Raw genomic sequence first — 26,223 nt, 5'->3', positions numbered from 1 at the left:
TTGTCGTTGTTGCTGCCGTTGTCGTTGAGCTGGAACAGGCCCTGCGGAGAGGACGGTTACGGCGTGACCCGGTTGCCGCCGAAGGTCACCACGAGGCGGCCGTCCGCGGCGAAGGACCAGCCCAGCGCCCCGGCGTACGCGGAACACCGCGATCCGTTCGAGCCGGTCCAGAACTGGTTCGATCCGTCGGCGTCGCCCACGGTCTTGTCGTTGGACCCGCCGTCGTCGCGGCAGGAGACGTTGCCGCGGAAGACCGAGGTACCGGCGTCGAACGAGAAGTTGCGCTCGGCGTTGTCGATGCTGACGTTGTCCGAGACCGTCATGCTGCCCGGGTTCCGGTTGTAGGTGAATCCGTGCTTGCCGTTGTCGTAGGCGATGCTGCGGCGAACGACGTGATTGACCTTGATGTCCTCGCCGCCGAGCTTGTAGCCGTTGCGGTCACCGCTGGAGTTCTGGGTGCCGTCGGAGAGGGTGCCGTTCTCGTAGGCGAGGGAGTCCTCGATGGTCACCGCGCCGATCGCGCCGGTATCCGGCTTGGTGTAGAGGTCCCAGCCATCGTCGATGTTGTTGTGGGACACGGCGTAGCGGAAGACATTGCCGGGCCCGGAGGTGAGCTTGGCGGCGAAGCCGTCGGCGTCCTCACCGTCGGAGTCGGCGTTGTCGTGCGACTCCGCGCTCAGGATGAGGTTGTTGGACGGCCACTGGTCGCGGGGGGTGTCGGATGCCATCCGCGAGAGCTGCAACCCGGTGTCGCGGTTGAAGCGCGTCACCGTGCGCTCGAACACGTTGCCACTGCCGCCGACGAAGATTCCGTTGTCCCCGGCGCGCTCGACGACGATTCCCTTGACGTGCCAGTACGACCCGTTGACGGCGAGCCCGCGGTTCGACGGACTCTCCGACTGGGCCGCGAAGTTCAGTACCGGCGTCTCGCCCGGATAGGCGGTCAGTTCGGTGCGGTCGCCCGAGGTGCCATCGGCGCCCTGCGGGATGGTGACGGTCTGCGAGTAACGGTACGTGCCGCCCCGCAAGTAGATCGTTCCGCCGGGTGTGATCCTTGCGATCGCCGAGGTGAGGGTCGTCGGGGCGGACTGCGTGCCCGCCGCGCTGTCGGTGCCGTTCGGCGACACGTACAGCGCGGCGGCGGACAACGCCTCGTGAGGTGCGGATACAGCCTGCGCGGTGGTGCCGGGGAGGATGAAGAGCGTGCAGGTCAGCAGGCTGACGCACGCCATGAGGGGCTTCACTTGCATCGGGTCTCCAGGTGGTTTGGGTCTGGTCAGGACTCAGCGGAGGTACCGGAGAAAGCGCTTGGTCAGGAACGGTAGGGACGCTCCATGGACACGTCAATGACCGTGTACATGATTATTGTTCAGTATCATGAACGGGCGGAGGCCGCTCACCTAGCTGGGGCCTGTCCGGATCTGGAGCCCGCCCACGAGGACCCGGGGGCCGCCCCTGTCAGTGGCGGCGTTGCAGCGTCCGCTCCAAGCGGCGCCGCTCCGGGCTCTCCCGTGCCCCGTCCGGCGGCTCGTCCGCCAGGATCCGGGCCGACGCCCCGACCGCCCGCAGGTCCTGACGAAATCGCCTGACCGATGGCACGTATCCGCCCAGCAGTGTCAACGGCCATGTCGTTCTCCCCGTAGGCGGCCAGGAGTTCGCCCCGCTGGCGGCCGGCGCGGATCGCGGCGCTTCCGGGTGTGGGTATCGGGGCGGTGGGTGTGGCTGGGGACAAGCGGAAGTACTCCGGGAAGGGGGTGCGCGCGGGTGCCGGCGGGCGTGGGGGTGTCGGTTGGCCGCTGGTGGGGCGGTGACTCGTACCACTCGTCACGTGCCTGTTCAGGGCAGGTCCGGGTGGAGTGGTGATGTCGGGTTGACTCGTTGTGGGTGCCGCACTCGTCCCCGTGCTGACCTGCGCGGGGACGGGTGCGACGAGTGGCGACGGGTTATGGGCCGGTCGTGGCGGAGGCGGGTGCCGGTTCCTGTGCGGGGCAGTAGCGGGCCCAGGCATCGAGGAACTGGTTGCGGGTGAACCCCTTGGCCTGGGCACCGCTGGGGAAACGGTGGTTGGCCGAGCTGATGCCGTAGTCCTTCAGCAGCAGTCGCAGGCCGCGCGGCGTGAGCCCATGGGTGCTGTATTCGGAGCGTGCTTGACGCGTTCATCGAGACCAACACCGTCCAGCCCGCCGTCCGCCGGGCCCGCGCCCACTACGGGAGGGCGGTTTGATGGCGAGGAGGAAGGCGGCGAAGCGCCGCTTCGGAGCAGTGCGGCAGTACGCGTCGGGGCGTTGGACGGCCGGCTACGTCGACCCCACCGGGCTGCGGCGGCGCGCGCCGGAGACCTTCGCGACCAAGACGGACGCGGACATCTGGCTGTCCCAGATCGAGGCGGATCTCACCCGAGGTGACTGGACCGACCCGGATACCGGGGCCGTCAACTTCGAAGAGTACGCCTTGCGCTGGGTCGACGAGCGCAAGCTCGCGGCCACCACGGACGAGCTGTACCGCCGCTTGCTGCGGCTGCACAACCTGCCGACCTTCCGGCGATGGGACCTTGACGAGATCACTCCTCCTCGGGTCCGTGCCTGGCGAGCCGAACGTCTGGAGACCATCGAGGCAGACACGACGGTCGCGAAGGCGTACAGGCTCGTGAAGGCGATTCCGCAGACGGCGACTGACGATGAGCTGATCCGGCGTAACCCGTGCCGGATCGAGGGGGCGGGCAAGGAGTCCGCCGACGAGCGGCCGGTGGCCACCGTGGAGCAGGTGGACGCCCTCGCCGACGCGATGGGTCCACGCTGGCGGATGATGGTCTACTTCGCCGCCTACGCCAGCCTCCGGCCGGAGGAGCGGGCCGAATTGCGGCGGCCCGACGTGGACCTCCCCGACGAGCCCGACCCATGCAGGCGGCGGGACGCCGCGCAGCACGAGCCCGTCCTGCTGCGCATCAGCCGGGCCGCGCCCGAACTGACCACCGGCCGCCGGGTGACCGGTGACACGAAGTCCGAGGCAGGGAAGCGCGCCGTCGTGCTGCCAGGCTTCTTGTACGTGGATGTACGGCGGCACCTCGACTGGTTTGCCGCCAAGGAGCCTGACGGACTGCTGTTCGTCGGCGAGCGGGGCGCCCCCTTCCGCCGCTCCACCTTTGGCCGGAAGTGGCGCAAGGCCCGGGACAAGGTCGGGCTGCCGCCCAACTTCCGCTTCTACGACCTACGGCACACCGGCAACACCCTCGTCGCCCAGTCCGGCGGCACGCTCAAGGACGTCATGGTGCCGCGCCGGCCAGTCGTCGGAGAAGGCGGCGCTGATCTACCAGCACTCGCCCATGGACCGGCAGAAGGAAGTCGCACAGGGTCTCGACGCCCGCGCACGGGCCGCGCGGAAGGACGCCGCGAGCAACCGCGGCGACGGGCGCCCGGACTCGGACAGCGACTCAAGTGGTGCGCCAGTGGTGTGCCACGCCTGACCCCCTCCGACACCCGCCTCGGGGGGCCGACACAGTGCCGTGTTGGCTGACCGCTGTTCACCATCCTGACGGGCACGTAGTGGCACGCCCATCCCCGGGTGGTCGGCTGAGACGCTGGTGGTCGGCCGAGAGCTGAGCGGGAGCGGCCGCGTTCGGTACGGCCGCAGACCCCCGGTACCGCAGCCGGGCCCGGACCGTGTGTCGCGGCCCTGGCCCTGCCCTGTGTGGTGCCGCCCTGCGACAGTGGTGCGTCAGCTCTGCGCGGTGTCATCGCCCGTCTGCCCGGCGTCCTCGGCTGCGCCTGCCTTCTCGCGGATCTTGCGCACCAGCTCCGCCTTCCGGTCGGCCGCTCCCTGGCGGTCGAGGTTGCGGTGCGGACCATTATTCTGCCGTTCGGCGCGGGACAGCCTTTTGCGCTGGCCGCCGCCCATGCCCACAGGGTTGTTGATGTTCTTGCTCACGGTCATAGGTTCTCCCGAAATGATGTGAAGTGATCTACGGATTCATCGGTGGGGGACGGGCGTGGCGACGTCGAGGGACGTCAGCAGGGGCCCATCACGCTCTCACTCGTAAATCGGCGTCCTGGCCTTCGGCCGAGTATGCGCCGTGCACGGACATGCTGGTCATGTATCAGTGCAAGCGTGAGACATCGATCCCGAACTCCCCGATCGCCCGGGCCCCGACCGTGCCCGCCATGCTCTCCAGCCGCGGGGCAATCGCGTCCAGCGCCCGGCCACCTACGGCAGGAACCCTTGTACCGCTCGGCAAGAGCATCCCGGATGTCGAGGGGCTTACCGGCCTTCAGCGCGTGACGAACCCCGGGCCGGGTGCCCGGCCGGGCCGCGGCACGGCCGGCGTGAGGCCCGCACTGGTAAGGTCGGGGCACGCTTGCGGAGAGCCTGGGCCCGTGCCGGACAAGGCACGGGCCCAGGTCCGTTCAGGGCGCCGAAACGAGGAACCCCCATGAAGGCGAAGCAATCGACCTCCGGTCGCTCCGGACCCGGCAGGTCCGACCAGGGGAGGGCCCCGCGGGGCGAGCTCTCGGTGCCGGGGACACTGGCGCCCGGCCTCCCGCCGGCCGGGTCCTTCGCGGAGCTGGCAATGCCGGTCGAGCTGATGGGGGTGCTGGCGGGGCTCGGGGTACGGGAGCCGTTCCCGATCCAGGCGGCCATCCTGCCGAGCGCGCTGGCCGGCCGGGACGTCCTCGGCCGCGCGCGGACCGGCTCGGGAAAGACCCTCGCCTTCGGGCTTGCGCTCCTCGCACGTACGGCGGGCCGGCGCGCCGAACCGAAGCGCCCTCTCGCGCTGGTCCTGGTGCCGACAAGGGAACTCGCGCAGCAGGTAAGCGAGGCGCTGACTCCCTACGCGGAGGCGCTCGGGCTACGCTCGGTGACTGTGGTCGGCGGGCTCGCGATCAGCCGGCAGGTGGCGGCGCTCCGGGCGGGTGCCGAGGTCGTGGTGGCGACGCCGGGACGGCTGGCCGATCTCGTCGCCCGGCGGGACTGCCACCTGGACCGGGTGCGGATCGCGGTGCTGGACGAGGCGGACCAGATGTGCGGCATGGGTTTCCTGCCGCAGGTCTCGGAGACCCTGGACCTGATGCCCCCCGGCGGGCAGCGGATGCTGTTCTCCGCGACGCTCGACCACAACGTCGATCAACTGGTCAGGCAATATCTGAGTGAGCCGGTGTTCGCCACGGTCGACCGGGCGGAGGGCTCGGTCGCGACGATGGAGCACCACGTACTGAACGTCCATCCCGCCGACAAGTACGCGACAGCTACCGAGATCGCGGCTCGGGACGGGCGGGTGCTGATGTTCCTGGACACCAAGCACGGTGTGGACCAGTTCACCCGCCACTTGCGGAGCAGCGGCATACAGGCGGGAGCTCTGCACAGCGGGAAGTCGCAGCCGCAGCGCACGCACACGCTGGCCCAGTTCAAGGACGGCGAGATCACGGTGCTGGTGGCCACCAACGTCGCTGCCCGTGGCATCCACGTCGAGCACCTGGACCTCGTCGTCAACGTGGATCCGCCCTCCGACCCCAAGGACTACCTTCACCGCGGCGGGCGCACCGCGCGTGCCGGGGAGTCCGGCAGCGTGGTCACGCTGGTCACGCCCGGCCAGCGCCGGGACGTGAACCGGATGATGTCGGACGCCGGGATCCGGCCCACGGTCGCTCAGATTCGCTCAGGCGAGGAGAGACTGACCAGCATCACAGGCGCGAAGCGCCCACCGGTGCAGGACGGGGCGAAGACCGGCAACGCGGCGTTCCGGGGTCTGGGTACCCGCGCGGGCCGCCCCCCGAAGGAATCCCGCAAGGCCGCGGAGGCGCGCACGATGGCGGAGGCCCGCAAGGCCGCCCGAGCGCGCAGGGCCCACTGACGGGCGGTACGCGCCGCCGCGGTCGGGAGACACAAGGAGGCACTTACTGCCTCGCATCGAGTGGAGCGTCAAGGAGTGCCGATGGCGAACGGAGTCCAACGACCCCAGGAGGACGCCGAGTTCGAGTTCATCCTGGCGAGGGCGGACGTGCCGGTGCTCGCGTACTTCTACGGGGTGTGGCCCAAGGCCGCTGCAGCGTGCAAGGAAATGGATGCCCTGGTGCGGGAGGTGGCCGACGTCTACCAGGGCCGACTGATCGTCGTTCGGGCCGACATCGCAAGGTGTCCCGGCCCCGTACGGCGGTACGGCGTCACCGGCGCGCCCTCCTTCGTGCTGATCGATCGGGGCGAGGCGATGGCGGCCGGGAGCGGTCCGATGTCCAGGACAGCGCTCGGGGAGTTCCTGGACGCCCACCTGTGAGCAGGCCGCATACTGGCCGACGAGGTTGTGCCCGCGGCGACCGGCCGGGGCACCATCGTGGCCGCAGATGTACGACTCTTCACCAAACCGGTGAGTGCCCTGGTGAGGTCTTGGTTCTTGGACTAGACAACAAACAACCCCCGGGCCACTGGCCTGGGGGTTTGTCGTGGAGCGGGTGACGAGAATCGAACTCGCGCTCTGAGCTTGGGAAGCAACGAGCCCTTGATCGCAAGTAATAACTCTGACCAGCGAAAACGCGGTACAGATGTGCTCCTGGTCAGCGGCCGGATGACGCCTGTGGTGACCGCTGTTTACCCCTATGAATGGCACGTAGTGGCACGCCAGCCCGGTAGAGGCGTGGGGCGGTGTCTTGCGAGCGGTATGCCGACGGCCGCCTCTACGGCTGTCGGTCCGTCGCGGCACCGGGCACCTGTCGGTCGAGATCACCAGCAGTGCGGGCGGGTGAACCATTGCCAGCTCGCGCACTCCGTCGGCTGTACCGGCATCTCCGCGGGCTTCGCCTGTTTCATCCGCCTCGGGGTCCAGAATTTGACGACCGCCACGGGGGACGCCGTCTCATGGTGCTTTTCCACGTCGTCGGAGCCCGCCGCGTCGGGGACCGTGGCCGACACAGCCGCGCCGGAGAGTGCGATCAACCCTACGGACGCCGCGATCACGATCCATGCACGGTGCTGCAGCGTGGCACGGCGTTGCGGCACTTATCGGGTCACCCTGCGCGGTAGAGCAGCGGCCTCAGCCTCGCGGCCTCACGTATGCGTTCGCCACATCTGACTCGCCAACAGTCCCATTGTGAGTGGCAGTTGGCGATTCTCCGTCCCTCGTCAACATGGCCAACATCCGGGGCATCTCGGCACCTACACTGACCCTGCTGACGTGCAGGTATGGGGGCGCGGTGCGGTCGATGGCTGGGCCAGTGGTGGTGACTCGCGCGGTTATGCCGATTCTCAGATCCCTTTCGAAGCCATATCACTTGGTCCCTGTACCCGCCGCCGTACGTGATCACTTGCTTTCCGGGTCCGGGGCTGTGGAACCGCTGCGTCGTGAAGTGCGTCGTGTCCTAGTGTGTTTCTGGGATGCGACTGACGCTGTCGCAAGGGGATCCGGTGACCGACGGGATGGCGCTACCGGAGCGGATCGCTGAGCAGCGGGCGGGGCTGGGGGATCTGCGTGCGCTGGTCGGGCAGTTGCGGTGCTCTCTGGTACTCGTGCCTTCCATGACGGCGGATTGTGGACCGCGGAGCTGAGCGGCGTGCGCTGGATCTGCGGGTTCACGGATGAGGACGCACTGGCTCGGTTCGCGCGGGCGCAGGACCACGGCGACGGGCGGGGCACCGGCCTGGGTCGCGATCAATATCGCGGATCCGGAATGGAGCGATGCTGTTTCCGCCGGTGACGATGTCGACGTTTCCAGGGCAAGCCTTTGCCGTCCCCTTGCTATCGGTTGGCTGGCTTCTTGTTGAGCTGGCGGAGTCTGTCTACGGGGGCGCCTCGGCGGCCTGACTTCTTCTTCCCGTAGATCCCGTTGGCTCCTCTGCGTTGGAGCAACGGGGCCTACGCATGGCTCCTGTGCTGGGGTTGTTTGCCCTGCGGCCCGGCCGGGACCGACGCCCCAGCGCCGCAGCACGGACGAGCTGCAGAGGAAAAAGTAATGCTTGTTAGGCGTCTGTCGGATCTCAGCTTGAACTGCTCTCAGGCTCATCGCCAGGCATAGCACTGAAATGCCAACGCCTTTGAGTCGAATTCCAGGACGAGTAGAGGGCGGCCCTGTTTTTAGTTCCTTGGGCTCGCCACAGTTGAGCATCACACGACCATATAATGTACGGGGGTGAATCGTATTCATTTATTAAAATAGTGAAGTCAAGATTGAAAAGTTCAGCCACCGCTTCTAGGGGGATGTATGCGTCGAGTAGTACCTTACAGCCTTTCTCTTCGGTCAATTGGAGGGTTGGGACTGGAATTCCTGGGCGTCGCCCTGGCTCCACGATTCCCGTTCCGGCCCCGGTCTGGATTTCTCGCCTGATAATTCGGCGGAGTCGAAAACGTGCCCATAGTCCAATTCTCTCAGCTGCCTGATTCCCGTAGGTTGTGGAAATCGCCTGGAGGAATGGGCTAAGGGAAGCCCCGATCAGGAGAGTTGGCCAGTCGAATGCTGCCCTCTCTACTTCTACTCGCTCATTTGTGTGGCGTGTGGGACGTTTCGGAGGATCACCCAGGATGTCTGAAAATAGATCCCCAATGTCTTCCGTTTGGCGACTGCGTCGCATCTGTTCTATAGAGTTTTGTCCCGATTGGCAGCGTTGTCGACCTATGCGATCTTGTGCATAGCGATGAAACCCTTCCGGGAAGCAGTCGGCGTTAACGGTGAAGAAATCCCTGAGTGTTCTAAGTGACTTTTGGTAGTTGAGTGCTTCGATTGTGCCTTTTTTTGTTACAAGCTTGTCGGTGACTTGATCCCAAGAGGAGAGGAGCTGCTCGGCTTTCGGCATTAGGGCCTTGCGCTTGCTTCGTTCCTTAATTGACATTTCAAAACCGAGCTCTTGCATCAGGTCGCGCACGGTGCACCTCTCTTCTGGTCCTGCAAGCATATTATGCCCGCCACTGATGCGCGAAGACTTGCCGCGTCTCGTGAAGATCCTGAGCCTGTATGCTGTGGTGATCTAGGAAGCACGGGGTTTTCTTTGACTGTTTGAGATCAGTCATCTTTCCCTGGGCGCGTCGGGGTATCGAGGACCATGCAGCTACGTGACTGGGAAGACATCCTGTGTGGCCTTCGCATCGATTTCGGTGTGCTCCTGAGCGCACAGCAGCATCAGGTTGTCCGCCTCGTCCCGCAGCGTCTCTTCCAGCGGATCCGCGCCTCGCGGTGAGCGCTCATGCGTGCTCTGCCCGACGATGTGCGCAATCTCGCCCAAGCGCACCGTCCGCCCTGACATTGGCCCGTCCAGCAAGTATGTGTTGCACAGCACGCAGCGGCCCCCACTGCGAACCCACACCTCCAGAGCCACCTGCTGGGCGGACCGGCCTCCTCTGCGCACCCTGCTGCCCGCGCTCATCGCTGCCACTTTCGTTCGCCCTCGTCCATCGGATCAGACGCTAGGTGACGTTCGCTCTCCTGGTGGAGCAACTTGACAAGAACGGGGCGATGCTCATAAGGCCACCGAGCAAAGAGCCATAGGAAGGACGACGGGTACGAAACCGTCCGCAGGGATGTGATCGGTGGCCCGCGCGAAGGACAGCGTCTTCTGCATTGGCGGGTGCGAGTCCCTCCAGCAGCGGCCCTCGCTCATGTGGTCGACGCGCTGACGCTCCAGGCGTTCATATCTATTTGGGCCTTTGCAGAAGCTGTGGAGGGCTGCGCTCAAGCCTATACGGAGGTGTCGCGTCGGCGTCCGGACTGTCTCTCGCGCGATTCTGGGCGCACGAGCCTCACGCAGGTCGGTTCCATGGAGGTCGAGGCGGCGTCCTGCGCTCAAATCCCATGCCCGACTGGCAGTCGGCATGCTGCGCGCAGTCGAGCAGGAGGTCCTTGAGAGGTTTAGACAACAAAGAAGCCCCCGGCCGCCGGCCTGGGGCTTTTTCATGGAGCGGGTGACGAGAATCGAACTCGCGCTCTGAGCTTGGGAATCACCCGGCACTCGGGCAGGAGTACTGCCTCTGACCTGCGAGAAAGTCTTTTGATGGATCTTCCCTGAACGCCTCCGGCGAACCCGTTATGACCGCTGTTCACCGTCTCTACTGGCACGTTGTGGCACGGCCCCGCGTGCAGTGCCAGGGAAGGCGCGCCCTGCGTCCGGATGTCGCCGTGCCGTCCAGCGTCGACGGAACCAGTCACCACGTCAGGTATGTCGCCTGCGACGGAGAGTGCCCCGTGCGCCGCCGTGCTGACAAACGTGGTGTTTAAGCCTGGTTCTCCGGCCCACGTCACGGGCTCGCCGGCGCAGCCTCTCGTCCCCAGTACGGGAAACCTTGATTACATCGCGCGGATGGCTGGCTACGATCTCTGCATGCTTAGCAGTGGGGAAACGTTCGACGCTGACATGTTCTATGCCTCGTCGAGGCGCTGGATGCACGAGGCTCTGCGGCACGCCTCAGCCGAGCCGCCTGCGTACGATCTTGCTGTTCATCATGCGCAAGTTGCGGCTGAACACCTGCTCAAGGGTTTTCTTCTCAACGTGCATCCCGCACTTATCGCAGACAACACCACGCTGCTCCTTCATGTGACGGGCGTGGTCAAGCATCGGACACGGCATGCTGGAGAGCGCAGTATAGAAACAGGCGCTTCTATTACCGCGAAAGACTCTCTAGAGTTGGCGCGAGAATTCACAAAGCGACTTGACCGGATCAGCGGTCAGCGATGGAATTCTGTGCTTCGAGCGCGAAATGGGGTAGCGCACCTTGGGATTATTAACGGGCCTACGGCCGAGGCCAACCTGGTCACATGCTTCGATATCGTCGATGCACTACTAGCAGAGCTAGATAAATCTACAGATGATTACTGGTCTACGTGGATTGGAGTTCGGGGCAGTCTGGGGAAGACTCACCTGGATGAGGTTACTCGTCGCATGCGTGCGCGATTGGCCAGGGCACGCGCGCGGGATGCGGAGAACTATGGAGGCCGGTACCCCGGCACGCGCAGGGAGCCACTGCAGTGGGATCAGAGAGGAATCTTCGGCCCGGGGAAGAGCGGTTACGGCATTCCGTGCCCCGCCGGAGGACACAATGGGATGCTGGTAGGGCACTCGATACAGCCGGGGGATGGAGGTACGAACGACATTCGTGACATCTTTGTGGCGCATTCATACTTTTGTCAAATCTGCGGCTTGACTGCCGACGTCGAGGAGTTTGAACCGTTGAGTCTCCCAATCAGTCTCGATGTTGGCGCGAAAGGACTAGTGGCCCCTCCGGTTGATCGCGACCCGCTTGAATGGGAAGCGAGCCTGGCTAGAGAAAGAGGGATTGCGGAAGATAAGCTTCGTGAAGAAATTTCCATGGGGCTCTGGTGTGGGTTCCCTGGCCTTGAATGTCCTTGTGGCAAGGGCGGACCCATGCCGGACCTGTGCCTTAAGCGTGACGCGCAGATCTGAGGTCGGCGGAATCTCAATTACCGAGTCAAACTCTGAGCGATCTTGGAAAACGTGGTTCACCGGGGCTTTCCGTTCGAACGGGTACGGATGGGGCGCAATCTCAGCTGATGATGTCAGTGGCCCTCGCTACTCTTGCCAGAACTTGGAGCGAGACTGGGTGGGGCTGAACGCGACCATGAAACGCGAGACACTCCAGGGCGGGAAACTGCGTAACGGGGCCCGTGAGGCCCGGCTCACGGCCTTCCGGTGGGCGACCCGCTACAACAAGACCCGACGAAGGCACTCCAGCCTCGGCCAGATCAGCCCCATCACCTACGAACAGCGATCATTGCGCTGGCCACCGCCGCATGACACCGAGTGTCCACGATCCCTCCTTGCGTAGCCCGGGCGCGGGGGGACCTGCGGTCGCGGACTCACGGTTGGTTCTGAAAGTTGGCGAACCTGCGGAGATGGAAGGCGGGCACCGCGTGGTGCCCTGCTTCCACCTGCTGGCTCGGATCAGCGTTCTCTGGGGCCCACTCGTCCGTGCCGTGAGCGTCGCACGAGGCGCTGGCATTCAGCCGATGAGTCAGATCGTGGCTGTGTGGGACCGCAAGCACTGCAGGGCGTCCATGCAGACTCGGCGCCACCCTTGCTCGCGCCCTCAGTCGTATTCCGGCCACAGTCTTAAAATGATCAGTGCGCGCAGGAATGATCTCCCGAAATGAGTGGCATACCTGTGGTGCGAAACCCTAGAATCAAATTTCCATGGATGGGCTAGATTATAGGGTTTAAGGGGGAGTAATGTTATGCCTTTTCTGCAAGAAGGAATCTCAAGGATCGCGTAGCATCGAGCATGTTGTGCCAGAATCGCTAGGCAACACCACTATGACGCTGCCTGCAGGTGTGGTCTGCGATAAATGCAATAACTATTTTGCGGTTAAGGTTGAGAAGCCGTTCTTGGAGTTGCCTGAGATTGTTGCTCTGCGTTTCCATCAGGCCATACCGAGCAAAAAGCGCCGCATCCCTCCCCTGGAAGGGACGATTGGCCCCCACCTCCCTGCGACGGTCTATCGATATACTGGTGGTGTTGTCGGCGGAGTGATTGACGTGCCGTGGGACGCCGTGCCCTACTTGCCCTACGGAGGCAAAGCTGTACTCAGTATTCCAGGGTCAAACGATGAGTGGCGAGTAGCGGAAGTTTCTCGGTTTATGGCGAAGGCTGCTCTTGAGTCGATGGCCGCGCGCTTGCTGAATGATCCTGTCGGCAGGCACTCTTTGGTTACCGATGTTCAGCTAGATCCTATCCGAGACTATGCGCGTTACGGTAAAGGGAAGCTTTGGCCGATTCATTCCCGTCGCATATATGGTGCCGATAAGTCTTGGGTTCTGCCCACAGGTGAGACTGTGCAACGTGTGTGGGAGTCGGATTTTCTTTATACTTCACGAGGTGAGGTCTATTACGTCCTTGTCGTTTTCGGTCTTGAGTTGGTTATTAATATACTTGGGCCGGTTTTGCGCGGATATCAAGCATGGCTTGGTGAGAATCATGGCGTGAGCCCCTTATATCATTAAGAATGCCTGATTTGGTGATGTGTGTGCTCGGTCAGTAGCGTCAGGTATGCGCATGAATCAAAGTGCTATCACTCACTGACAGGATCGGATTTACGGCCCGGGGAGGTCCGTCAGCCGGACTTCACTTTGAGATCGCCGACTTGGCGGATGGCGCCGATAACCGGGTCGTGCGTCGCCGGTCAAGAGCGGTCGCGAGCACTGTGGCCAGTACGTATAGCACGGGGCCATGCCGGTCTTGTGCGTCGTTACCACCCAGGCGAAAGTTTGGTCGTCAGCACGGTCCGGGTGTCGAACAGAGCTCTCGTGGCTGCGAGACGTCGGGCCCAACGCACCAAATTCGACGCCGACACCGGCGCCAAACTGAAGGACCTCACAGTCCGCGCTGGCTAGTCCTTGGAGCGGCTCCAGCTGATCTACCAGCACTCAACGGCGAAGCGTCAGCGGAGGCTCGCCCGGGGCATCGGCACCGAGGCCGGGCAGCAACTGCGCCAGGCAGAGGCGGAGGAAAGGCCGGCCGCAGAAGCGTGACGACACGGTGGCGTAGCGAACCCGATCGGGTTCGCTACGCCTGTAGCCGTGTTGGGACTACCGCTACAGCACTATGCGCCCTCGTGCCCCCTTGAAGGACGGCTTCCGTTGAGATCAGCTTTCCCTGTATGTACTGGCAGGGGAGTTGAGGCTGGTCTCGGTCGGCCCTTCTGGAGGGGGAGTAGTGGCGATCAAGTTGCTGTCAGTTGCGCCTGCGCAGAACGAGTTGATCGACAAGGCCATCACGCTGGGCAATCGCTACACCAAGACGTTAGGGCTCTTGAAGCCTCCCGCGTACAGCAAAGCAGCGGAAGACGGTGGACTACTCGTAGCCGTTGAAGCGGACGAGGTGATCGGCTACGCACTGTTCGGGCTCCCGAAGAGGAGTGCGCACATTCGCCTGGCCCACCTGTGCGTGGCGGAAGAGCAGCGCGGCAAGAGCATCGCGCGGCGACTGGTGGAAGAGATCAAGCAGAGGTATCCACAACGGCTCGGCATCAAGGCCAAGTGCCGTCGGGACTACAACCTCAGCGCCATGTGGACGAGCCTGGGGTTCCTACCACATGGCGAGGTACGGGGACGCGGCCGGGATGGAGAGATCCTCGACGGATGGTGGCTGGATCTCGGGCACCCCAACCTATTCACCGAGGTGGAGAGTGACGCCCTGTTGGTGGTGGCGATCGACCACGCGGTGTTCGCTGATCTCCGCGGACTCACCTATACAACCGATGTAGAAGAATCCCGCGCGCTGGAAGCGGGCTGGATGACGGACCTTGTCGAGCTCGCCTACACGCCGCAACTGGTCCATCAGATCCGCGATATCGCCGACACTGCCGAGCGCCAGCACCAGAGGGCGGCGCTGCCCGGACTGCGTCAGCTCACTCCCGCCTCTGCGGCCGTGGCTGAACGAACGGCTGAGTTGCTCAGCGCGGCGACGGATTCGCTGCCGGACCTGCCCGACAACGGGGCACTCCGTCGCTGCGCGCAGTACGTGGCTGAGACCTCGTGCGCTGGCCTCCGAGTGCTGGCTACTCGAAACCCTCTCCTGTCCCGCCTGGCGGACGTGGCTTGGGAGGTTGCCAGGGTTCGTGTCGTATCGCCCTCCACCGTGACGCTGCACGTGGACGAGCTTCGGCAGGCCCAGGTGTACCGCCCGGCCGACCTGATGGGCACGGACTTCCGGTCCACGGAGGTGTCCCCAGGCGCGGAGGATGAACTAGTCGCCTTCTTCAATCAGTCCGGCGGGGACGACGGATCGGCCTTCGCTGAACGCTTGCGTTCTCTGACCGCGGACACGGTCGTATGGCGCCGCGAGCTGCTGCGGGACGGGGAGGGGCACCCCGTCGCCCTCTATGCGTGGGCTTTGGACGGGCGGACGCTGATTGTCCCCGTGCTCCGCACCGCAGAGCACGCGCTCGAAGAGACCCTGGCCAGGCAACTTCTCTTCCTGCTCAAGCGCCTTGGGCGTGACTTCGGCGCGGAGATCATACGGATCACTGATCCGCATCCCTCCGCGGTCGCCAAGGCAGCTGCTGGGGACGACGGCTTCTTCGAGCACGACGGCAGGCTCGTGGCTCTGCTGGTGAATGCGTGCGGTACGGCAGCTGAGGTGGAGGCAGTGGCCGGCGGCCTCGCTCGTGAGCTGACCATAGAGGCAGCTACGCTGCAGGAGGGGATGCCTGCCGAGGTTGCCGCTGTGGTGGAGCGCGCCTGGTGGCCGGCGAAGGTCATCGACTCCGGGCTGCCATCCTTCCTGTTGCCGATCAAACCGCGTTGGTCCACCGAACTGTTCAACTTCCCGGCCATGCTCCTACCGCGTAGCCACGTCCTGGGCATCAGCAGGGAGCACGTCTATTACCGCACCTCAGGGCACCGAGGCGAGAGCGTTCCCGGTCGCCTCCTCTGGTACGTCAGCGAGGGTCCTTCCAGCGTGGAAAGCCAGATGATCGTGGGCAGTTCGCGGTTGGACGAGGTGCTCATCGACACACCCGGCACCCTCTTCTCGAAATTCGAACACCTGGGCGTATATGGTCGAGCTGAGGTACACGGAGCCGCTGACGCCTCCGGTCGTGCCATGGCGCTGAGGTTCTCGGACACCGAGATTTTTCCCGAGCCGGTAACGCTACGGCGATTGGCCTCGCTGGCCAGGGAGCTGGGACTACCTTGGTCGTCGAACTCGCTGATCTCGCTGTCGAAGATCAGTAACAAGCTGTTCCAGGCGGTCTACAAAGAGGGGCACCGAAAGACGTGAACGATCCGGAACGCGCGATGCTGCTGTCCGTCCACCCGCGCTTCGCCATCGCGATCCTGGCCGGCAGTAAGACGGTGGAGGTCCGCCGCCAACGCGTCGCCGCGCCTCCCGGAACACCAGTCCTGCTCTACGCGACCGCGCCCACCATGGCCCTGGTGGGCATGGCGCGCATCGCCTCAGTCCACGTGGCCTCTCCCAAGGAGGTCTGGTCGGCACATCGTGCTCAGACGGGGATCACTCGACGCGAGTACGACGCCTACATGAGCGGCGCCGCCCAGGCGAGTGGCCTCACGCTGGCGGATCCCGTGTCCTTCTACGAGCCAGTAACGCTCAGCGCGTTGCGTGCGAAGGGAAGTTTCCATCCTCCGCAGAGCTACCGCTACATGAAGGGCGATGACCTGCGGCAGGTAGCCGAAGCCGGACCCGTGGTGGTGACGGCCCTTCGTGAGGCGCTGGGTGATCTGGCGCCCGCTTAGTGGTCGGCTCCGGAAGTCCTTCGATGGGTCGGCTCTCGAACAACGGCCAGGGGGAACGCATGGCATGCGGCCGTGCGGGCTTCACTCCGCGGCAGGCTTCGGCGATGCCTTCGAGTCAGTCGCGGATTGTGCCTTGCTGCTCGAACTCGTGCTCGGAGCTAAGGAATCAACCTACCCTTGATTGTGGCTCAGCGAATGAACAGCGAGAACGCTGCCCAGGTGGATGTTTGGGCCTCCATGCCTGTGGCCCGAACTGATCGTTCTTGGCCCTTGGGAATGGCGCGTAGCGGCAAGGGGGGCTCCAAGGCCGCCGTGCGGGGGGCTCGTGGTGGCCCAGTCCCGCTTGCGGCGAGCAAGCATCGGCGCCGACGGTGACGTGAGCCTGCAGGCCCGCGTCCCTGCCTATCGCCACAGAGGGAGCAATTGTCAAATCCTGTGGATGAGGTGGTGTGACTGGATGACCGGGCCGGGGATGCCTGCCTGCCCGGTTCTGGCCTTGATGGCGGTTGGGGGTGCGGGGGTGTCGTCATGTTGATCGTGATGGCGGGGTTGCCCGGCGCGGGGAAGAGTTCGGTGGCCGAGACGTTGGGGCGGAGGCTGGCTGCTCCGGTCGTCTCTGTCGACCCGATCGAGGCAGCGATATGGCGTGCGGGGGTGGCGCGTGACCAGCCCACCGGTCTGGCGGCGTATGTCGTGGCCGAAGCCGTGGCCGGCGGTGTGCTCGCCCTTGGCCAGACGGTGATCGCCGACGCGGTCAACGCAGTGGAAGCGGCGCGGGAGCAGTGGCGGTCGCTGGCGCGTCGTCATGGCGTGCCGGTGGCGTTCATCGAGGTGGTGTGTTCGGATCCGGTAGTGCACTGCCAACGTTGGAAGGCCGCTCCCGCGGGATCGATGGCTTCTTGGAACCGAGGTGGGCGGCGGTGGAAAGGCTGCGGGAGGAGTTCGCCCCGTGGACCGATCACCGCTTGGTGCTGGAGGCTGTGATCGACGTGTCGTCCAACGTGGCCGCGGCTCTTGAGTTCCTGGCGGCGGTTTCCTGACCTGTGTGGGCTCAGGGCAGGATCGTGGGTGCGTCAGGCGGCAGTGGCCTGCCCTTGCTCGACCAGGACGCCGTTCTCGAACCGGGCGCTGGCCCGGACCACGGGGGACCAGGTGGGCTCCGGTGATCGCGCGCCAGCGGTCCTGGGCGGACTCGACGAGCTTGAACACCATCGCGAGGGCGGCGGCCGGGACTCGGTGGTGCCGTCGGCGGTGACTACGCTGAGCACGGGCGTGCCTTTCCGACCCGCGCGCCAACGCGGGCCTGCTCGGTGACCATCACAGGGATCAGTCGGCAAGGTACGCCCTCCGCATCCTGCCGGAGCTGATCCACAGGTCTTGAGCATTGCTCCGTCCAAGACCGCCCCTGCCCCGTCCAACTCGTTCTGCGCGAGGGCACCCCGTAGCTGCTTGCCCACCGACTCCGCGCAGATGAAGGGGCGTCCCAGCCACCGCTCTCTACCAATCGGTGAACACTGGCCTTCGAGCGCGGCGGGCGTTGAGGTGCAGCATGTGCCCCAGTGACGCGCACAGCGGGTCACGCCGAGCCGCCGACGAGCGCTTCATCACCTCCGTGCCGGCCCCGGCCGCGGGGTGGCTCTCCCGCTGGCTGGAGGCGAGCATTAGGTGATCCGCGATCTCGACGGCCTTGTTCTCGATCCCCCACGTTCCGCCGACCTGCGAGTCATCGCGAAGGAGTTCGGCGTACTCCTGGTGAAACCGGTCCGAGTCTGGCTGTCCCGGCCGCGAGCGTGGCGTTGGTCCTCAGTCGGTACACATCCGGCATGCGCTTCCCCACTTCGGTCTGCCCCGAAGCCGGATGAGACCCCTAGTGAGTCGCGGTGGTCCAGTAGTCCGTCAGCATCTCGCCGGGCCAAGCGGGCTCATGGATCGGGCCGCGCGGCCCCATTTCTTCGAAGTATGGCGAGAGGTCGTAGATTTTCGTGCCGACCACGGCATCCAGGTCGGCCACGTGCAGGCTGAGCCCGTCGATCTTGAGAAGTCGCGGGAAGCTCTGCGCGAGCTGGTTGGGACGCCGGTGGTTGCGGTGGGCGAACGTCCCCGTGGCCGGCCACTGCGTGTTTCCTCGAGGGCTACGGGCGTGGTACTCGATGTCGGCGGGCGATGCCTGGTCGAAATGCCACACGACCACCAGGTGGGAGAAGGCTTCCAGTCCCTGGACGGAGTCGAGGGGAAATGCGTCCTCATCGAGCTGGATCACTGACTCGATGCCGCCCCAGTAGTCATCGGCGACGTCGGTGCGGCCCGCGACAACTTCCCCGATCGGCTTGATCTCCAATGCCATGGCCTCAACCTTCGGCTCGGTCTTAACGATGTGGTCAATCTACTTGGGCGAGATACGAAGCCGCGCGGGCGTCGAGCACGCCCACTGCCGGGATGCCGCGCTTGCGGTAGGGCGACAGCAGGTGCCGCATGTCGACAACCCTTTGCCGAGCCCGGCCGGAGTAGATCCCGTCTTCCATCGCGTCCAGGACGCTGGACCACGTTGCACACGCTTCTTCGACACTGCCCTGGGCAATCTGCGTGGCGCCCATGTACCCGAGAGTGACGGCATGCGTGCGCCGGAAAGCGGCTCCGCGCGTACGCACGGAGCGCCGGAACTCCTTGACGGCCCCCTGGTGATCACCAAGGTCCCGTAGGGTGCACGCGGTCTCGTGCGCCAAGGACGCCTCGCCGAAAAAGAAGGTCCGACTCGGCTCCCTGATCCCGTCATGGGCGTTCGACAGGTCATCCTCAGCTCGCAGCAGCGCCTGTGCTGCCTGCGGCTTGTGGCCGTTCGCGGCAAGGGTGCGCGCATGTACCACGCCGAGAAGTGCACGCTCGCGGGGTGTGGCTGCCGCGTACCGCTCGCCGTGCACCGAGACCCGCGCGATCTGGAGAGCTTCACGGCGAAATCCAAGGTCAAGCGCTTGGTGCGCCATGGCGCGCAGGACGTGCCCGCTCAAGGGGGCGTCGCCCGACCGAGCAGCGAGCTTCACCGCGGTATTGAAGCGAAGGAGCGCGATGGCGTGCTCACTGTTGTCGAAGGCCATCCAGCCCGACGCATAAGCGAGTTCGGCAGCGGCCGAAAACATCCCGCGTCGTGTCGCCTCGTCGACGAACCGTCCCCGGAGGAAGTCGCGGACTTCGTGCTTCAGATACTCATCGACCGCCCGCCTGCCGTGGCCGCCGCCACGCCGCTGGTCCATCCGGGAGAAAGCCAGGGTGAGCTCTCGTACGGTGTCGACGTCTCCATGACCGACACGTTTTCCCGTCGAAGGCTCCTCGGCCGGAGGCCGCAACATGGTGTCCCACCATGCCTCGTCCGGCAGGATGAGGGCCGCTGCGGAGTACACCCCACCTGCCAGTAGCCGACGCCGATCCGTGTCAACGCTACTCCCCAAGTCGTTCAGCGCGATCAAAGGATCGACACGCCAGTCCAAGACCCCCGGTCTTGGTGAGATGGAAGTTGTGAACCCGGCCTCCTGTGCCGTGATCTCACGCTTCAACCGACGAGACAATGCCTGGCACAAGATAGCGGGCGCGACCCCCGTCGGCTGCACGCCTCCCACCCACATGCTCACGTGGGAGCGCCCGATCTTGGAGTTCTCCCGCACTTCGCCGTTCAGCGTCTCAGCGGCAACCCTGTTGTACGAGGCCGCCGCCTGGGCTCGCGACCAGCATGCTTCTTCCAGCAGTGCGGCCAGCCGCTCGTTCCTCTCACGCGCCATGCTGTGCCCCCGCCGCTGAAAGCAGTCCTTGACCACTTTGACCAGACCTGCACCCGTCAGCATCTCGGGAACGGGTGCAGATCCAAAGTAGTGCTCAACTGACCTGTAGTGCGGATGAAGTGGTGGCAAGTCACCTGCGAAGCGGTGTCCAATCGGTAGAAGGCCGTGCCGAGCTGCAGGAGAGAGTCCCCGCAATGGCGGTCAATCCTGCTGGCATCTCACGCGCTTGAGCATGACGGCGGTCAGTAGGAAGTCGGCGGACGGATTGGCCTCGTCTGCGGCGAGGTAGCTGTGCGGCCGGGCGGTGGCAAGGCCCCGGAGGCAAGAGTCACCAGCCACACCGAGGCATCCGGCACTTTCCCCTTCAACTGCCCTCCCCTTCGCAGTGCGCTTGATCTATGCCAAGTGCACGGAGTTGACGAGGAATGGGCCACACGGACCCATCCCGCGTACGTCGGCGGCAGACAGCGATCTTTGACCACCTTGACCACCTCCGGGCCCTTGACCCCATTCCAGCCACGACGAATTGGGGGTTCGCTCTTGTAGCCGGCTACTCGACGAGCGGGAGCACCCCTTATGAACTCCTCAACTGGCACATCCGGCGGCGTAAGCGCCTGGCGCCTGGCCGCCGTTGAGCACCGCCAGAGCCGTAGGGCCCTGAGGGGGAGGCCGTATATGCATCTTCCTCTCGCCTACCGGTTGACCGAGTTCCTGGACAGAGCGCAGCACGTTTATGGCTGGCCGTCATACCCGTCAACGGAATCCTGGAGTCCGGCCCGGTCCCGCAAGTCGCCTGACTGGATGGACGCCGAGCGGCGGCTCGACGAGTGGTGGCACCCTGACCGCGTCCGCATCACGCCGGACCCGCTCGTACGACTCGGGACAGCGCGCAAGAGGGTCCTCAATCTGCGTCTGGCGTATCTCGAAGCCCACGGCCGGATTCCGCGCGTGTGCCTCTACGCCCTCGCCCCGCTCCGGGGGCAGCCAGCATGCTCATTCGCCATTGCCCGTGAGTACGCCGATGGCATGGGGTGGCGGGTCAGCGCCGAGGGCTGCATCACGGACCGGCTCAGCACGCCGGCCCCGATACGCCGGCCCGGATGGACCTGGGCGCTGCGCATGGTCCGCGCCGGACACGCAGACGGAGTCGTGGCCCTGACGCATACGGCCGTCAGCCGACATCTGGCCGAGTACGAATTCAACCTTGACCTGATGGACTTTTACGGCGGTTTCGTCGCCCTCGTGACGCCGGAGACCGCGGGGACGAAGCGGTGAGGCCGCACGTGGCGACCGTCCCCGAGCGATCAGGCCGAGGAGCCGAACACGAGGCGGAAGGCACCGCGGGACAGACCAGTACCGCGTGCCGCACGCTCCGCGGTACCAGTCCTCTGGGAGATCCACCGATGAGCCCTGCCACCGTTGCCGCCTCGGAGACCGCGAAGCCGAGGCCAGTGACGCCGCGCTGCTTCGACGTAGCGATGAGCCCAGCGCGGGCCCGCGCCTCCCAGGCACGGCGGCTCACCATAGCTTTCATGCGGCTGTGGGGCCTCCCCGAGTCGCTTGGGGACGACGTGCGGGTGGTCGTCTCCGAGCTGGTCACGAACGGGATCGAGCACGGGTACGGAACCGTCGGTCTGCGCGTGCGGCACACCGACGACGAACTTCGTATCGAGGTCACTGACGAGAACTCGGCCCCCGCCCGGCTTCAGGATGCTGACGGCGAGGATGTGTGTGGCCGAGGGCTGGTCCTCGTCGCTTCTCTGGCCGATGCGTGGGGCGTCAGTGACAACGGCCGCACCACCTGGGCGGCATCCACCCTGGCAGGTAAATCGTGGTGACCGCCGTCATGCACGAGACCCCACGGCTGAGCGGCGACTTCTCCAACGACGACGCGACAGCCAACAGGCTCTTCCTCGGGCTGCGGCGCTCCCTGGCCGCCGAGGCGATCACCGACGAGCTGTACGAAAACCTGGAAGCCGTGCTCGGGGAGTACGCCGTCCGTCCTTCCCTTGCAGAAGGCGAAGTCATCGCGAATCGGCTGAGGGAGACGGCCACGAAGCTCGTAGAGGTGGTCCCGCGCCTCATCAGGCCGTACTCCGTGGGCCAGCAGCGCGACGCAATAGACCAGTTGTGCGCCGTGATCGACCTGAGCGCCGAGCAACCCGTCCGGGAAGACGCGCACGGTCACCTCGTGCGCTTCGCGAGCTGCATCCTCACCCTGCTCGACCAGATGGGAGACGTGGCCTCATGACGCGTCTCCTCCCCTCACGAGTCGGGCGGACACTCAGCCATTTCTTCCTCGCCCTGCCTAGCGTGCTCGTTGTCCTCGCGGTCCTGCACCGGGCGCGACGCCGACGCCCCGTTATGCACCGCCAAATGGCCGCCGACGAGGTGCGGTGCGCCGCGCTGTGCCAGCAGATCATCCACCCAAGCGAGGAGTTGAACCGTGACCACCGCGAGCGTTGCCAGAGTCGTCCTCGCGCCCCGCGAGCGACAGGTTCTTGAGGGCCTGGCCGACGGCAGCACGATTGCCGTGGTCGCCCTGGACCTCAAGATCCGCGAGAGTACCGCCAGGGGATATCTCAAACTGGCGAAGACCAAGCTGCACGGCGTAAGCGACACCACCGCCGCCCTCACCATCGGCTACGCCACCAAGGCTCTCACCCACCCGCTGCTGCTCGACCCCGACACGCTGTGCCTGCCGCGTGAGAAGCGCGACCTGGTCGCGCTGACCGCGCGGGGCATGACGCCCGCCCAGATGGCAACGAAGTTGGACCGGCCCGTTACTGACGTACGTGCGGACGGCCGCGAACTCCTCACGCTCCTCGGTGCCCGCAACCGAACCCACCTGGTCACCCGCGCCTGGCAGTTCCAGATCCTCTCCACCGACCTGGTGGCCACATGGCTGCGCTGACCCCCACCGGCCCCGACAAGGTCGAGGTCCTGGCGAATATCGACCTGACGCTCGCCTGGAACTTGGAGGGCCCCGACCTCCCAGCCGTCGATATCGCGTTGAGCCTGATCGAGCAGTTCACCGAGTACGGCCGGACCGTTGCCGACGAACTCCGCACGCTGCTCCTCGGCATCCCCGCAGACTCGGACGCGGTGATCAGCGCGCGGGCCGCCCTCGGCGAAGCCTCCCGGCGGCTTCACCTCCCGCCCCCGTCCAGCACGCCACACGCGGCCGGGCAGCGGGCCCAGAACCTTGCCCGCCTCGTTCAAGGGCTGGTCCGGGCAGCCGGGCGGGTCGCCGAGGAACAGGCGCGCGTCCGCAGGCCCCGGCCGACTCCGTGGGGGAGCCGGCTGCCGGCCCGCTCAACCACCTGTCCGCCGGACGGTGCGTAACAGCGCCGGACATTCAGCGGCGCTGGAATCATTTCCTTCTGAAAGGCGAGAAGCATGACCGACGAACGCCCCATCACCTCCCAGGCCCGGCGCCTGGCCGACGCCTTACGATTAGTGGCCCCGTCGCTCCACCCTGACGCCGACGCGGCATCGGCTCTGGAACCCCTGCTGATCACCCCGAACAAGCTGAGGGAGTGGCTGGAGGAGCACTGCGCTCCGTACTCCGGACGGATTCGCGTCACCGGTTCGCTGGACCGGCGGCTCGTGTGTGTTGAGCGGCCCGACGGCCGGTGGGTCGTCGCGGACCTCTCCGGCCGGCCGCACGACTCGCGAGCCTGGCCCGCCTGGGCTCAGCGGCACATCGCCCTCGAAACTCCGGCGGAGTGGCTCTCTCTGGCCGACATCGCCCCGGAGGCTGTCTACCGGCTGTCGCGGCCACGCGTGCTGCTGGCCGCTCTCTACCACCCGGAGTACTTCCCCCTGCCCCGCTTCCCGCTCGGCATCAGCGATGTCGCCCGCGCCGCGAGGCTTGCCCTGATGGGTGAGGTGACCCTCGCTGACATGCAGCTCGGCACCACGCTCACCGACCTGGTCAAGCGGGTCAGCGAGGATACGCCCGATATCCTCGGCGTCTCCGCGACGTTCGGGCAGCACGACCTGATGACCGAACTTCTCGACGCGGCGTACTCACTCGCCGAGCCGCCGCTCGTCGTCGCCGGGGGCAGCCTCACCGCCCGCAACGAGGGCCTGCTCCTGGAACGCTACCCCGAGCTGCTGATTGCCCGGGGCGCCGGGGAGGCGACCATCCAGGACCTCGTGGCGCACTGGCACGGTGACATCGCCCGCGACCAGGTCCACGGCATCGGCTACAACGGCGCGGCCCGCGGCGAGGGCACGCTCACGATCGGCCGGCGCCGTACCGCCAAGCCGGTCAGCCGCGCCCAGAGTGACTTCCTGCCCGAACTGGACCTGCTGCCCGCGACTTTCGAGCACCATGGCGTCGCCCAGCTCGAAGCCTCACGAGGCTGCACCAACTTCTGCTCCTTCTGCCCTCGCGGTCACAAGGGGCAGTGGGCAGGCGGTACACCCGGAGACTTCGGCTGGATGCTCGATCACATGGGCACGGTCTTCGACCGGTACCCGGACATCTCCCGGACCCTGTACCTCGTCGACGAGGAGTTCATCGGCCGGGGCCCGGACGCCGTCCCCCGCGCCCTGCACATGGCCGACGTGCTCCACGGCTGTGGATTCACGTGGGAGACGAGCTGCCGCATCGACCAAGTCACTCACCCCGGAAGGGACTTCGCTTGGCACGTCGAGCGGGCCGTCATGTGGCGTGCTCTGGTGAACAGGGGCCTGCGCCGCTGCCTCTTCGGTGTCGAGTCCGGCATCGACACGATCCTTCAGCGGTTCAACAAGGAGACCGGCGGCGAGCAGAACGCGCTCGCGATCCGCACCCTGTCCGCGCTCGGCGTGCCGACCCGCTTCACGTACATCACCTTCGATCACCTGATGACGTTCGAGGAGCTGAAGGCGACGTACGCCTACCAGGGCCGTACGGATCTCTTGGTGCGCCCGGTCCCGGACATGCCCGTGGAGGAGATCGTCAACGGCGTTCGCGACCCCGAATGGGTCGACGCGCACGGTGCCGGCCGGGCGTTCCACGCCGGCATCTCCTACATGCTCGTCTCCATGGAGTGCCTGATCGGCGCCGCCTACACCAAGCAGGTGCGGAAGGCCGGGCTCGCCGGGGAAGTCCGCCCTTCCATGGGGCGGCAGGACGCCGAGTTCGCGGACTGGCGCATCGGGGTGTGCAGCCGGTCGGCGCAGCTCTGGGTCGACCGGAACTTCGCCCTGGACTACACGCTCAAGTCGCTGGAGAAGATCCTCGACGGCGAGCCGCGCCTTCAGGTACGGGCTGCCCGTGTCGTCCTGAAAGATGCCGCCTACACCGTCCTCGGCGGCCTGATCACGGCGACGGAAGGCGAGCCCGCCACCCGTCTGCCGGGTCGTGCACCCGTGCTGGAGGAGAGGATCCGCGCCCTGCTGGACATCGAGATCGCCGGGTTGCGGGAACGGATGGCGCGGACCGTGTTCGACGTGGCCGGGGTGCTGCCCGCACGGCACGCGGCCACGCTGCGGCACGAGCACGGCCGGTGGGCCCGCAATGAGGAGTGGAGCCTGATCAACGCGGCGGACCCCTGTGGCACCTGACCACGGCAAGAGGGGCGGCCGCGGCCAGGCGCGCCGGGACCGCCCCTCAAGGTGTCCTTCAGGAACCGGCCTTCTCGGGGATCGGCACCCAGTTGAACTCCGGGCAGTACCGGGCGTACGTCACGAGTTTCCACTCCGCGTACGCGCGCAGGTCCCCGGTTTCGCGGAGCAGGTGCTTGACCCAGGTGTGCGCGATGCGCTCTGCGCGGGTCATCTCGGCGTCGATCTGGTCGAGCATGCGGCACGCGACCGCGAAGTCCTCGACGGTGAGCGCGCTCAGGTCGATCTCGATGCCGGCGATCTCGAAGGAGAACACGAGCCGCGTGGTGGAGAACGACGTGTACCGCTCGCCGAGGAACTTCGCGCGTCCACCGTCCACGAGGCTCCGCATCAGCCCGTCGCGGCGCTCGACGGGGAATCCGATGCCCAGGTCCAGGTCGGACATCTCCAGGTTGAGGCGGGTACCGAAACTGCCGACATCGCGAGGCGTGCAGCCGGTCCACTCCTGGATCAGGGCGGACGCCTCGCCTCGCACCTTCAGCAGGTGCTCGTCATGGACGCGCATCGACGCGTAGAACTCGGTGGCGCGCTCGAATTCCCCGGTGGGGAAGGCTGCCGGGTCGGCCCACTTCGCGGCGGTGATGGCGCTGAGGTCCAGTTCGGTATGTGGGTTCGTCACACGCGGCACCGTAGCCACAACACCCATCATTTCCCG

The 26,223-nt window shown here is 65.7% G+C and carries 20 protein-coding genes and 4 pseudogenes; 16 read left to right on the top strand and 8 right to left on the bottom strand.

All coding sequences use genetic code 11. From position 1 onward, the window contains the following. Positions 1-56 precede the first annotated feature (56 nt). Positions 57-1,250 carry a right-handed parallel beta-helix repeat-containing protein gene (locus AB0M67_RS34455; RefSeq protein WP_365751509.1) on the bottom strand — a complete coding sequence of 398 codons (1,194 nt, stop codon included), beginning with the start codon at positions 1,248-1,250 and terminating at the stop codon, positions 57-59. A 693-nt stretch (positions 1,251-1,943) separates the two neighbouring features. Further along, positions 1,944-2,141, bottom strand: a pseudogene (locus AB0M67_RS34450) (DUF3631 domain-containing protein); the annotation flags it as partial. A gap of 82 nt (positions 2,142-2,223) precedes the next feature. Here AB0M67_RS34450 and AB0M67_RS34445 point away from each other — a divergent pair. Further along, positions 2,224-3,463 (top strand): annotated as a pseudogene (locus AB0M67_RS34445) (tyrosine-type recombinase/integrase). A gap of 251 nt (positions 3,464-3,714) precedes the next feature. Here the strand turns inward: AB0M67_RS34445 and AB0M67_RS34440 are convergent. Beyond that, the gene (locus AB0M67_RS34440; protein WP_365751508.1) at positions 3,715-3,930 is read right to left on the bottom strand and encodes a DUF6243 family protein; all 216 of its coding nucleotides are present in this window, start codon (positions 3,928-3,930) and stop codon (positions 3,715-3,717) included. A gap of 496 nt (positions 3,931-4,426) precedes the next feature. Here AB0M67_RS34440 and AB0M67_RS34435 point away from each other — a divergent pair, with 496 nt between their 5' ends. The 3 genes and pseudogenes from AB0M67_RS34435 to AB0M67_RS34425 form a co-directional block, all read left to right on the top strand. Beyond that, a complete protein-coding gene (locus AB0M67_RS34435; protein WP_365751507.1) occupies positions 4,427-5,845 on the top strand; it encodes a DEAD/DEAH box helicase in 1,419 nt (472 codons plus the stop codon). Between the two features lie 81 nt (positions 5,846-5,926). Then, positions 5,927-6,265: a thioredoxin domain-containing protein gene (locus tag AB0M67_RS34430; protein WP_365751506.1), complete on the top strand. Its 339-nt coding sequence runs from the start codon at positions 5,927-5,929 to the stop codon at positions 6,263-6,265. A gap of 1,136 nt (positions 6,266-7,401) precedes the next feature. After that, a pseudogene (locus AB0M67_RS34425) lies at positions 7,402-7,586 on the top strand (hypothetical protein); the annotation flags it as partial. A 373-nt stretch (positions 7,587-7,959) separates the two neighbouring features. On the opposite strand, the gene AB0M67_RS34420 reads toward AB0M67_RS34425, so the two are convergent. Both AB0M67_RS34420 and AB0M67_RS34415 read right to left on the bottom strand, forming a co-directional pair. After that, positions 7,960-8,841, bottom strand: a complete 882-nt coding sequence (locus tag AB0M67_RS34420; RefSeq protein WP_365751505.1) for a hypothetical protein — start codon at positions 8,839-8,841, stop codon at positions 7,960-7,962. Between the two features lie 183 nt (positions 8,842-9,024). Further along, a complete protein-coding gene (locus AB0M67_RS34415) occupies positions 9,025-9,198 on the bottom strand; it encodes an HNH endonuclease signature motif containing protein (RefSeq protein WP_365751504.1) in 174 nt (57 codons plus the stop codon). Positions 9,199-10,269: 1,071 nt separating this feature from the next. On the opposite strand from AB0M67_RS34415, the gene AB0M67_RS34410 reads away from it, so the two are divergent. From AB0M67_RS34410 to AB0M67_RS34385, 6 genes and pseudogenes are all read left to right on the top strand, one after another. Beyond that, positions 10,270-11,370 (top strand): hypothetical protein, encoded by a 1,101-nt coding sequence (locus AB0M67_RS34410; protein WP_365751503.1) that lies wholly within the window; start codon positions 10,270-10,272, stop codon positions 11,368-11,370. Between the two features lie 163 nt (positions 11,371-11,533). Next, a pseudogene (locus tag AB0M67_RS34405) lies at positions 11,534-11,752 on the top strand (hypothetical protein); the annotation flags it as partial. Between the two features lie 401 nt (positions 11,753-12,153). Continuing rightward, the gene (locus AB0M67_RS34400) at positions 12,154-12,924 is read left to right on the top strand and encodes an HNH endonuclease (protein ID WP_365751502.1); all 771 of its coding nucleotides are present in this window, start codon (positions 12,154-12,156) and stop codon (positions 12,922-12,924) included. Between the two features lie 712 nt (positions 12,925-13,636). Further along, the gene (locus AB0M67_RS34395) at positions 13,637-15,703 is read left to right on the top strand and encodes a GNAT family N-acetyltransferase (protein WP_365751501.1); all 2,067 of its coding nucleotides are present in this window, start codon (positions 13,637-13,639) and stop codon (positions 15,701-15,703) included. Beyond that, positions 15,700-16,179 carry an ASCH domain-containing protein gene (locus tag AB0M67_RS34390; protein ID WP_365751500.1) on the top strand — a complete coding sequence of 160 codons (480 nt, stop codon included), beginning with the start codon at positions 15,700-15,702 and terminating at the stop codon, positions 16,177-16,179. The genes AB0M67_RS34395 and AB0M67_RS34390 overlap by 4 nt, the downstream gene beginning before the upstream one ends. A gap of 528 nt (positions 16,180-16,707) precedes the next feature. Continuing rightward, positions 16,708-17,163: an ATP-binding protein gene (locus AB0M67_RS34385; RefSeq protein ID WP_365751499.1), complete on the top strand. Its 456-nt coding sequence runs from the start codon at positions 16,708-16,710 to the stop codon at positions 17,161-17,163. 883 nt (positions 17,164-18,046) lie between these two features. On the opposite strand, the gene AB0M67_RS34380 is transcribed toward AB0M67_RS34385, so the two are convergent. After that, entirely contained in the window at positions 18,047-18,523 is a 477-nt protein-coding gene (locus AB0M67_RS34380; RefSeq protein WP_365751498.1) for a TrmO family methyltransferase, read from the bottom strand. Positions 18,524-18,557: 34 nt separating this feature from the next. Beyond that, the gene (locus tag AB0M67_RS34375) at positions 18,558-19,949 is read right to left on the bottom strand and encodes a Tat pathway signal protein (protein WP_365751550.1); all 1,392 of its coding nucleotides are present in this window, start codon (positions 19,947-19,949) and stop codon (positions 18,558-18,560) included. 801 nt (positions 19,950-20,750) lie between these two features. On the opposite strand from AB0M67_RS34375, the gene AB0M67_RS34370 reads away from it, so the two are divergent. From AB0M67_RS34370 to AB0M67_RS34345, 6 genes are all read left to right on the top strand, one after another. Beyond that, complete coding sequence (locus AB0M67_RS34370; RefSeq protein WP_365751497.1) at positions 20,751-21,224, top strand: hypothetical protein; 474 nt, start codon at positions 20,751-20,753, stop codon at positions 21,222-21,224. Between the two features lie 128 nt (positions 21,225-21,352). Next, positions 21,353-21,787: an ATP-binding protein gene (locus AB0M67_RS34365; protein WP_365751496.1), complete on the top strand. Its 435-nt coding sequence runs from the start codon at positions 21,353-21,355 to the stop codon at positions 21,785-21,787. Between the two features lie 8 nt (positions 21,788-21,795). Beyond that, positions 21,796-22,200, top strand: a complete 405-nt coding sequence (locus AB0M67_RS34360) for a hypothetical protein (protein WP_365751494.1) — start codon at positions 21,796-21,798, stop codon at positions 22,198-22,200. Positions 22,201-22,395: 195 nt separating this feature from the next. Next, positions 22,396-22,863: a LuxR C-terminal-related transcriptional regulator gene (locus tag AB0M67_RS34355; protein WP_365751493.1), complete on the top strand. Its 468-nt coding sequence runs from the start codon at positions 22,396-22,398 to the stop codon at positions 22,861-22,863. Next, positions 22,851-23,294, top strand: a complete 444-nt coding sequence (locus tag AB0M67_RS34350; RefSeq protein ID WP_365751492.1) for a DUF6415 family natural product biosynthesis protein — start codon at positions 22,851-22,853, stop codon at positions 23,292-23,294. Before AB0M67_RS34355 ends, AB0M67_RS34350 begins: the two co-directional genes overlap by 13 nt. A 54-nt stretch (positions 23,295-23,348) precedes the next feature. Next, a complete protein-coding gene (locus AB0M67_RS34345) occupies positions 23,349-25,508 on the top strand; it encodes a radical SAM protein (protein WP_365751491.1) in 2,160 nt (719 codons plus the stop codon). A 58-nt stretch (positions 25,509-25,566) separates the two neighbouring features. Here the strand turns inward: AB0M67_RS34345 and AB0M67_RS34340 are convergent, their stop codons facing one another. Next, positions 25,567-26,187, bottom strand: coding sequence for a hypothetical protein (locus AB0M67_RS34340; protein ID WP_365751490.1), 621 nt, complete (start codon positions 26,185-26,187; stop codon positions 25,567-25,569). Positions 26,188-26,223 lie beyond the last annotated feature (36 nt).

The sequence above is a fragment of the Streptomyces sp. NPDC051662 genome, from assembly GCF_040681655.1.
Lineage (GTDB): Bacteria > Actinomycetota > Actinomycetes > Streptomycetales > Streptomycetaceae > Streptomyces.
The sequence above is the reverse complement of the archived record's forward strand: the minus strand, read 5'-3'. Positions and strand labels throughout refer to the sequence as shown.

Excerpts from the sequence above, each read along its gene's own strand:
- AB0M67_RS34455 (WP_365751509.1), bottom strand. The coding sequence starts at position 1,250 with ATGCAAGTGAAGCCCCTCATGGCGTGCGTCAGCCTGCTGACCTGCACG.
- AB0M67_RS34440 (WP_365751508.1), bottom strand. The coding sequence starts at position 3,930 with ATGACCGTGAGCAAGAACATCAACAACCCTGTGGGCATGGGCGGCGGC.
- AB0M67_RS34435 (WP_365751507.1), top strand. The coding sequence starts at position 4,427 with ATGAAGGCGAAGCAATCGACCTCCGGTCGCTCCGGACCCGGCAGGTCC.
- AB0M67_RS34430 (WP_365751506.1), top strand. The coding sequence starts at position 5,927 with ATGGCGAACGGAGTCCAACGACCCCAGGAGGACGCCGAGTTCGAGTTC.
- AB0M67_RS34410 (WP_365751503.1), top strand. The coding sequence starts at position 10,270 with ATGGCTGGCTACGATCTCTGCATGCTTAGCAGTGGGGAAACGTTCGAC.
- AB0M67_RS34400 (WP_365751502.1), top strand. The coding sequence starts at position 12,154 with ATGTTATGCCTTTTCTGCAAGAAGGAATCTCAAGGATCGCGTAGCATC.
- AB0M67_RS34385 (WP_365751499.1), top strand. The coding sequence starts at position 16,708 with ATGTTGATCGTGATGGCGGGGTTGCCCGGCGCGGGGAAGAGTTCGGTG.
- AB0M67_RS34380 (WP_365751498.1), bottom strand. The coding sequence starts at position 18,523 with ATGGCATTGGAGATCAAGCCGATCGGGGAAGTTGTCGCGGGCCGCACC.
- AB0M67_RS34375 (WP_365751550.1), bottom strand. The coding sequence starts at position 19,949 with ATGGCGCGTGAGAGGAACGAGCGGCTGGCCGCACTGCTGGAAGAAGCA.
- AB0M67_RS34370 (WP_365751497.1), top strand. The coding sequence starts at position 20,751 with ATGGACGCCGAGCGGCGGCTCGACGAGTGGTGGCACCCTGACCGCGTC.
- AB0M67_RS34365 (WP_365751496.1), top strand. The coding sequence starts at position 21,353 with ATGAGCCCTGCCACCGTTGCCGCCTCGGAGACCGCGAAGCCGAGGCCA.
- AB0M67_RS34360 (WP_365751494.1), top strand. The coding sequence starts at position 21,796 with ATGCACGAGACCCCACGGCTGAGCGGCGACTTCTCCAACGACGACGCG.
- AB0M67_RS34350 (WP_365751492.1), top strand. The coding sequence starts at position 22,851 with ATGGCTGCGCTGACCCCCACCGGCCCCGACAAGGTCGAGGTCCTGGCG.
- AB0M67_RS34345 (WP_365751491.1), top strand. The coding sequence starts at position 23,349 with ATGACCGACGAACGCCCCATCACCTCCCAGGCCCGGCGCCTGGCCGAC.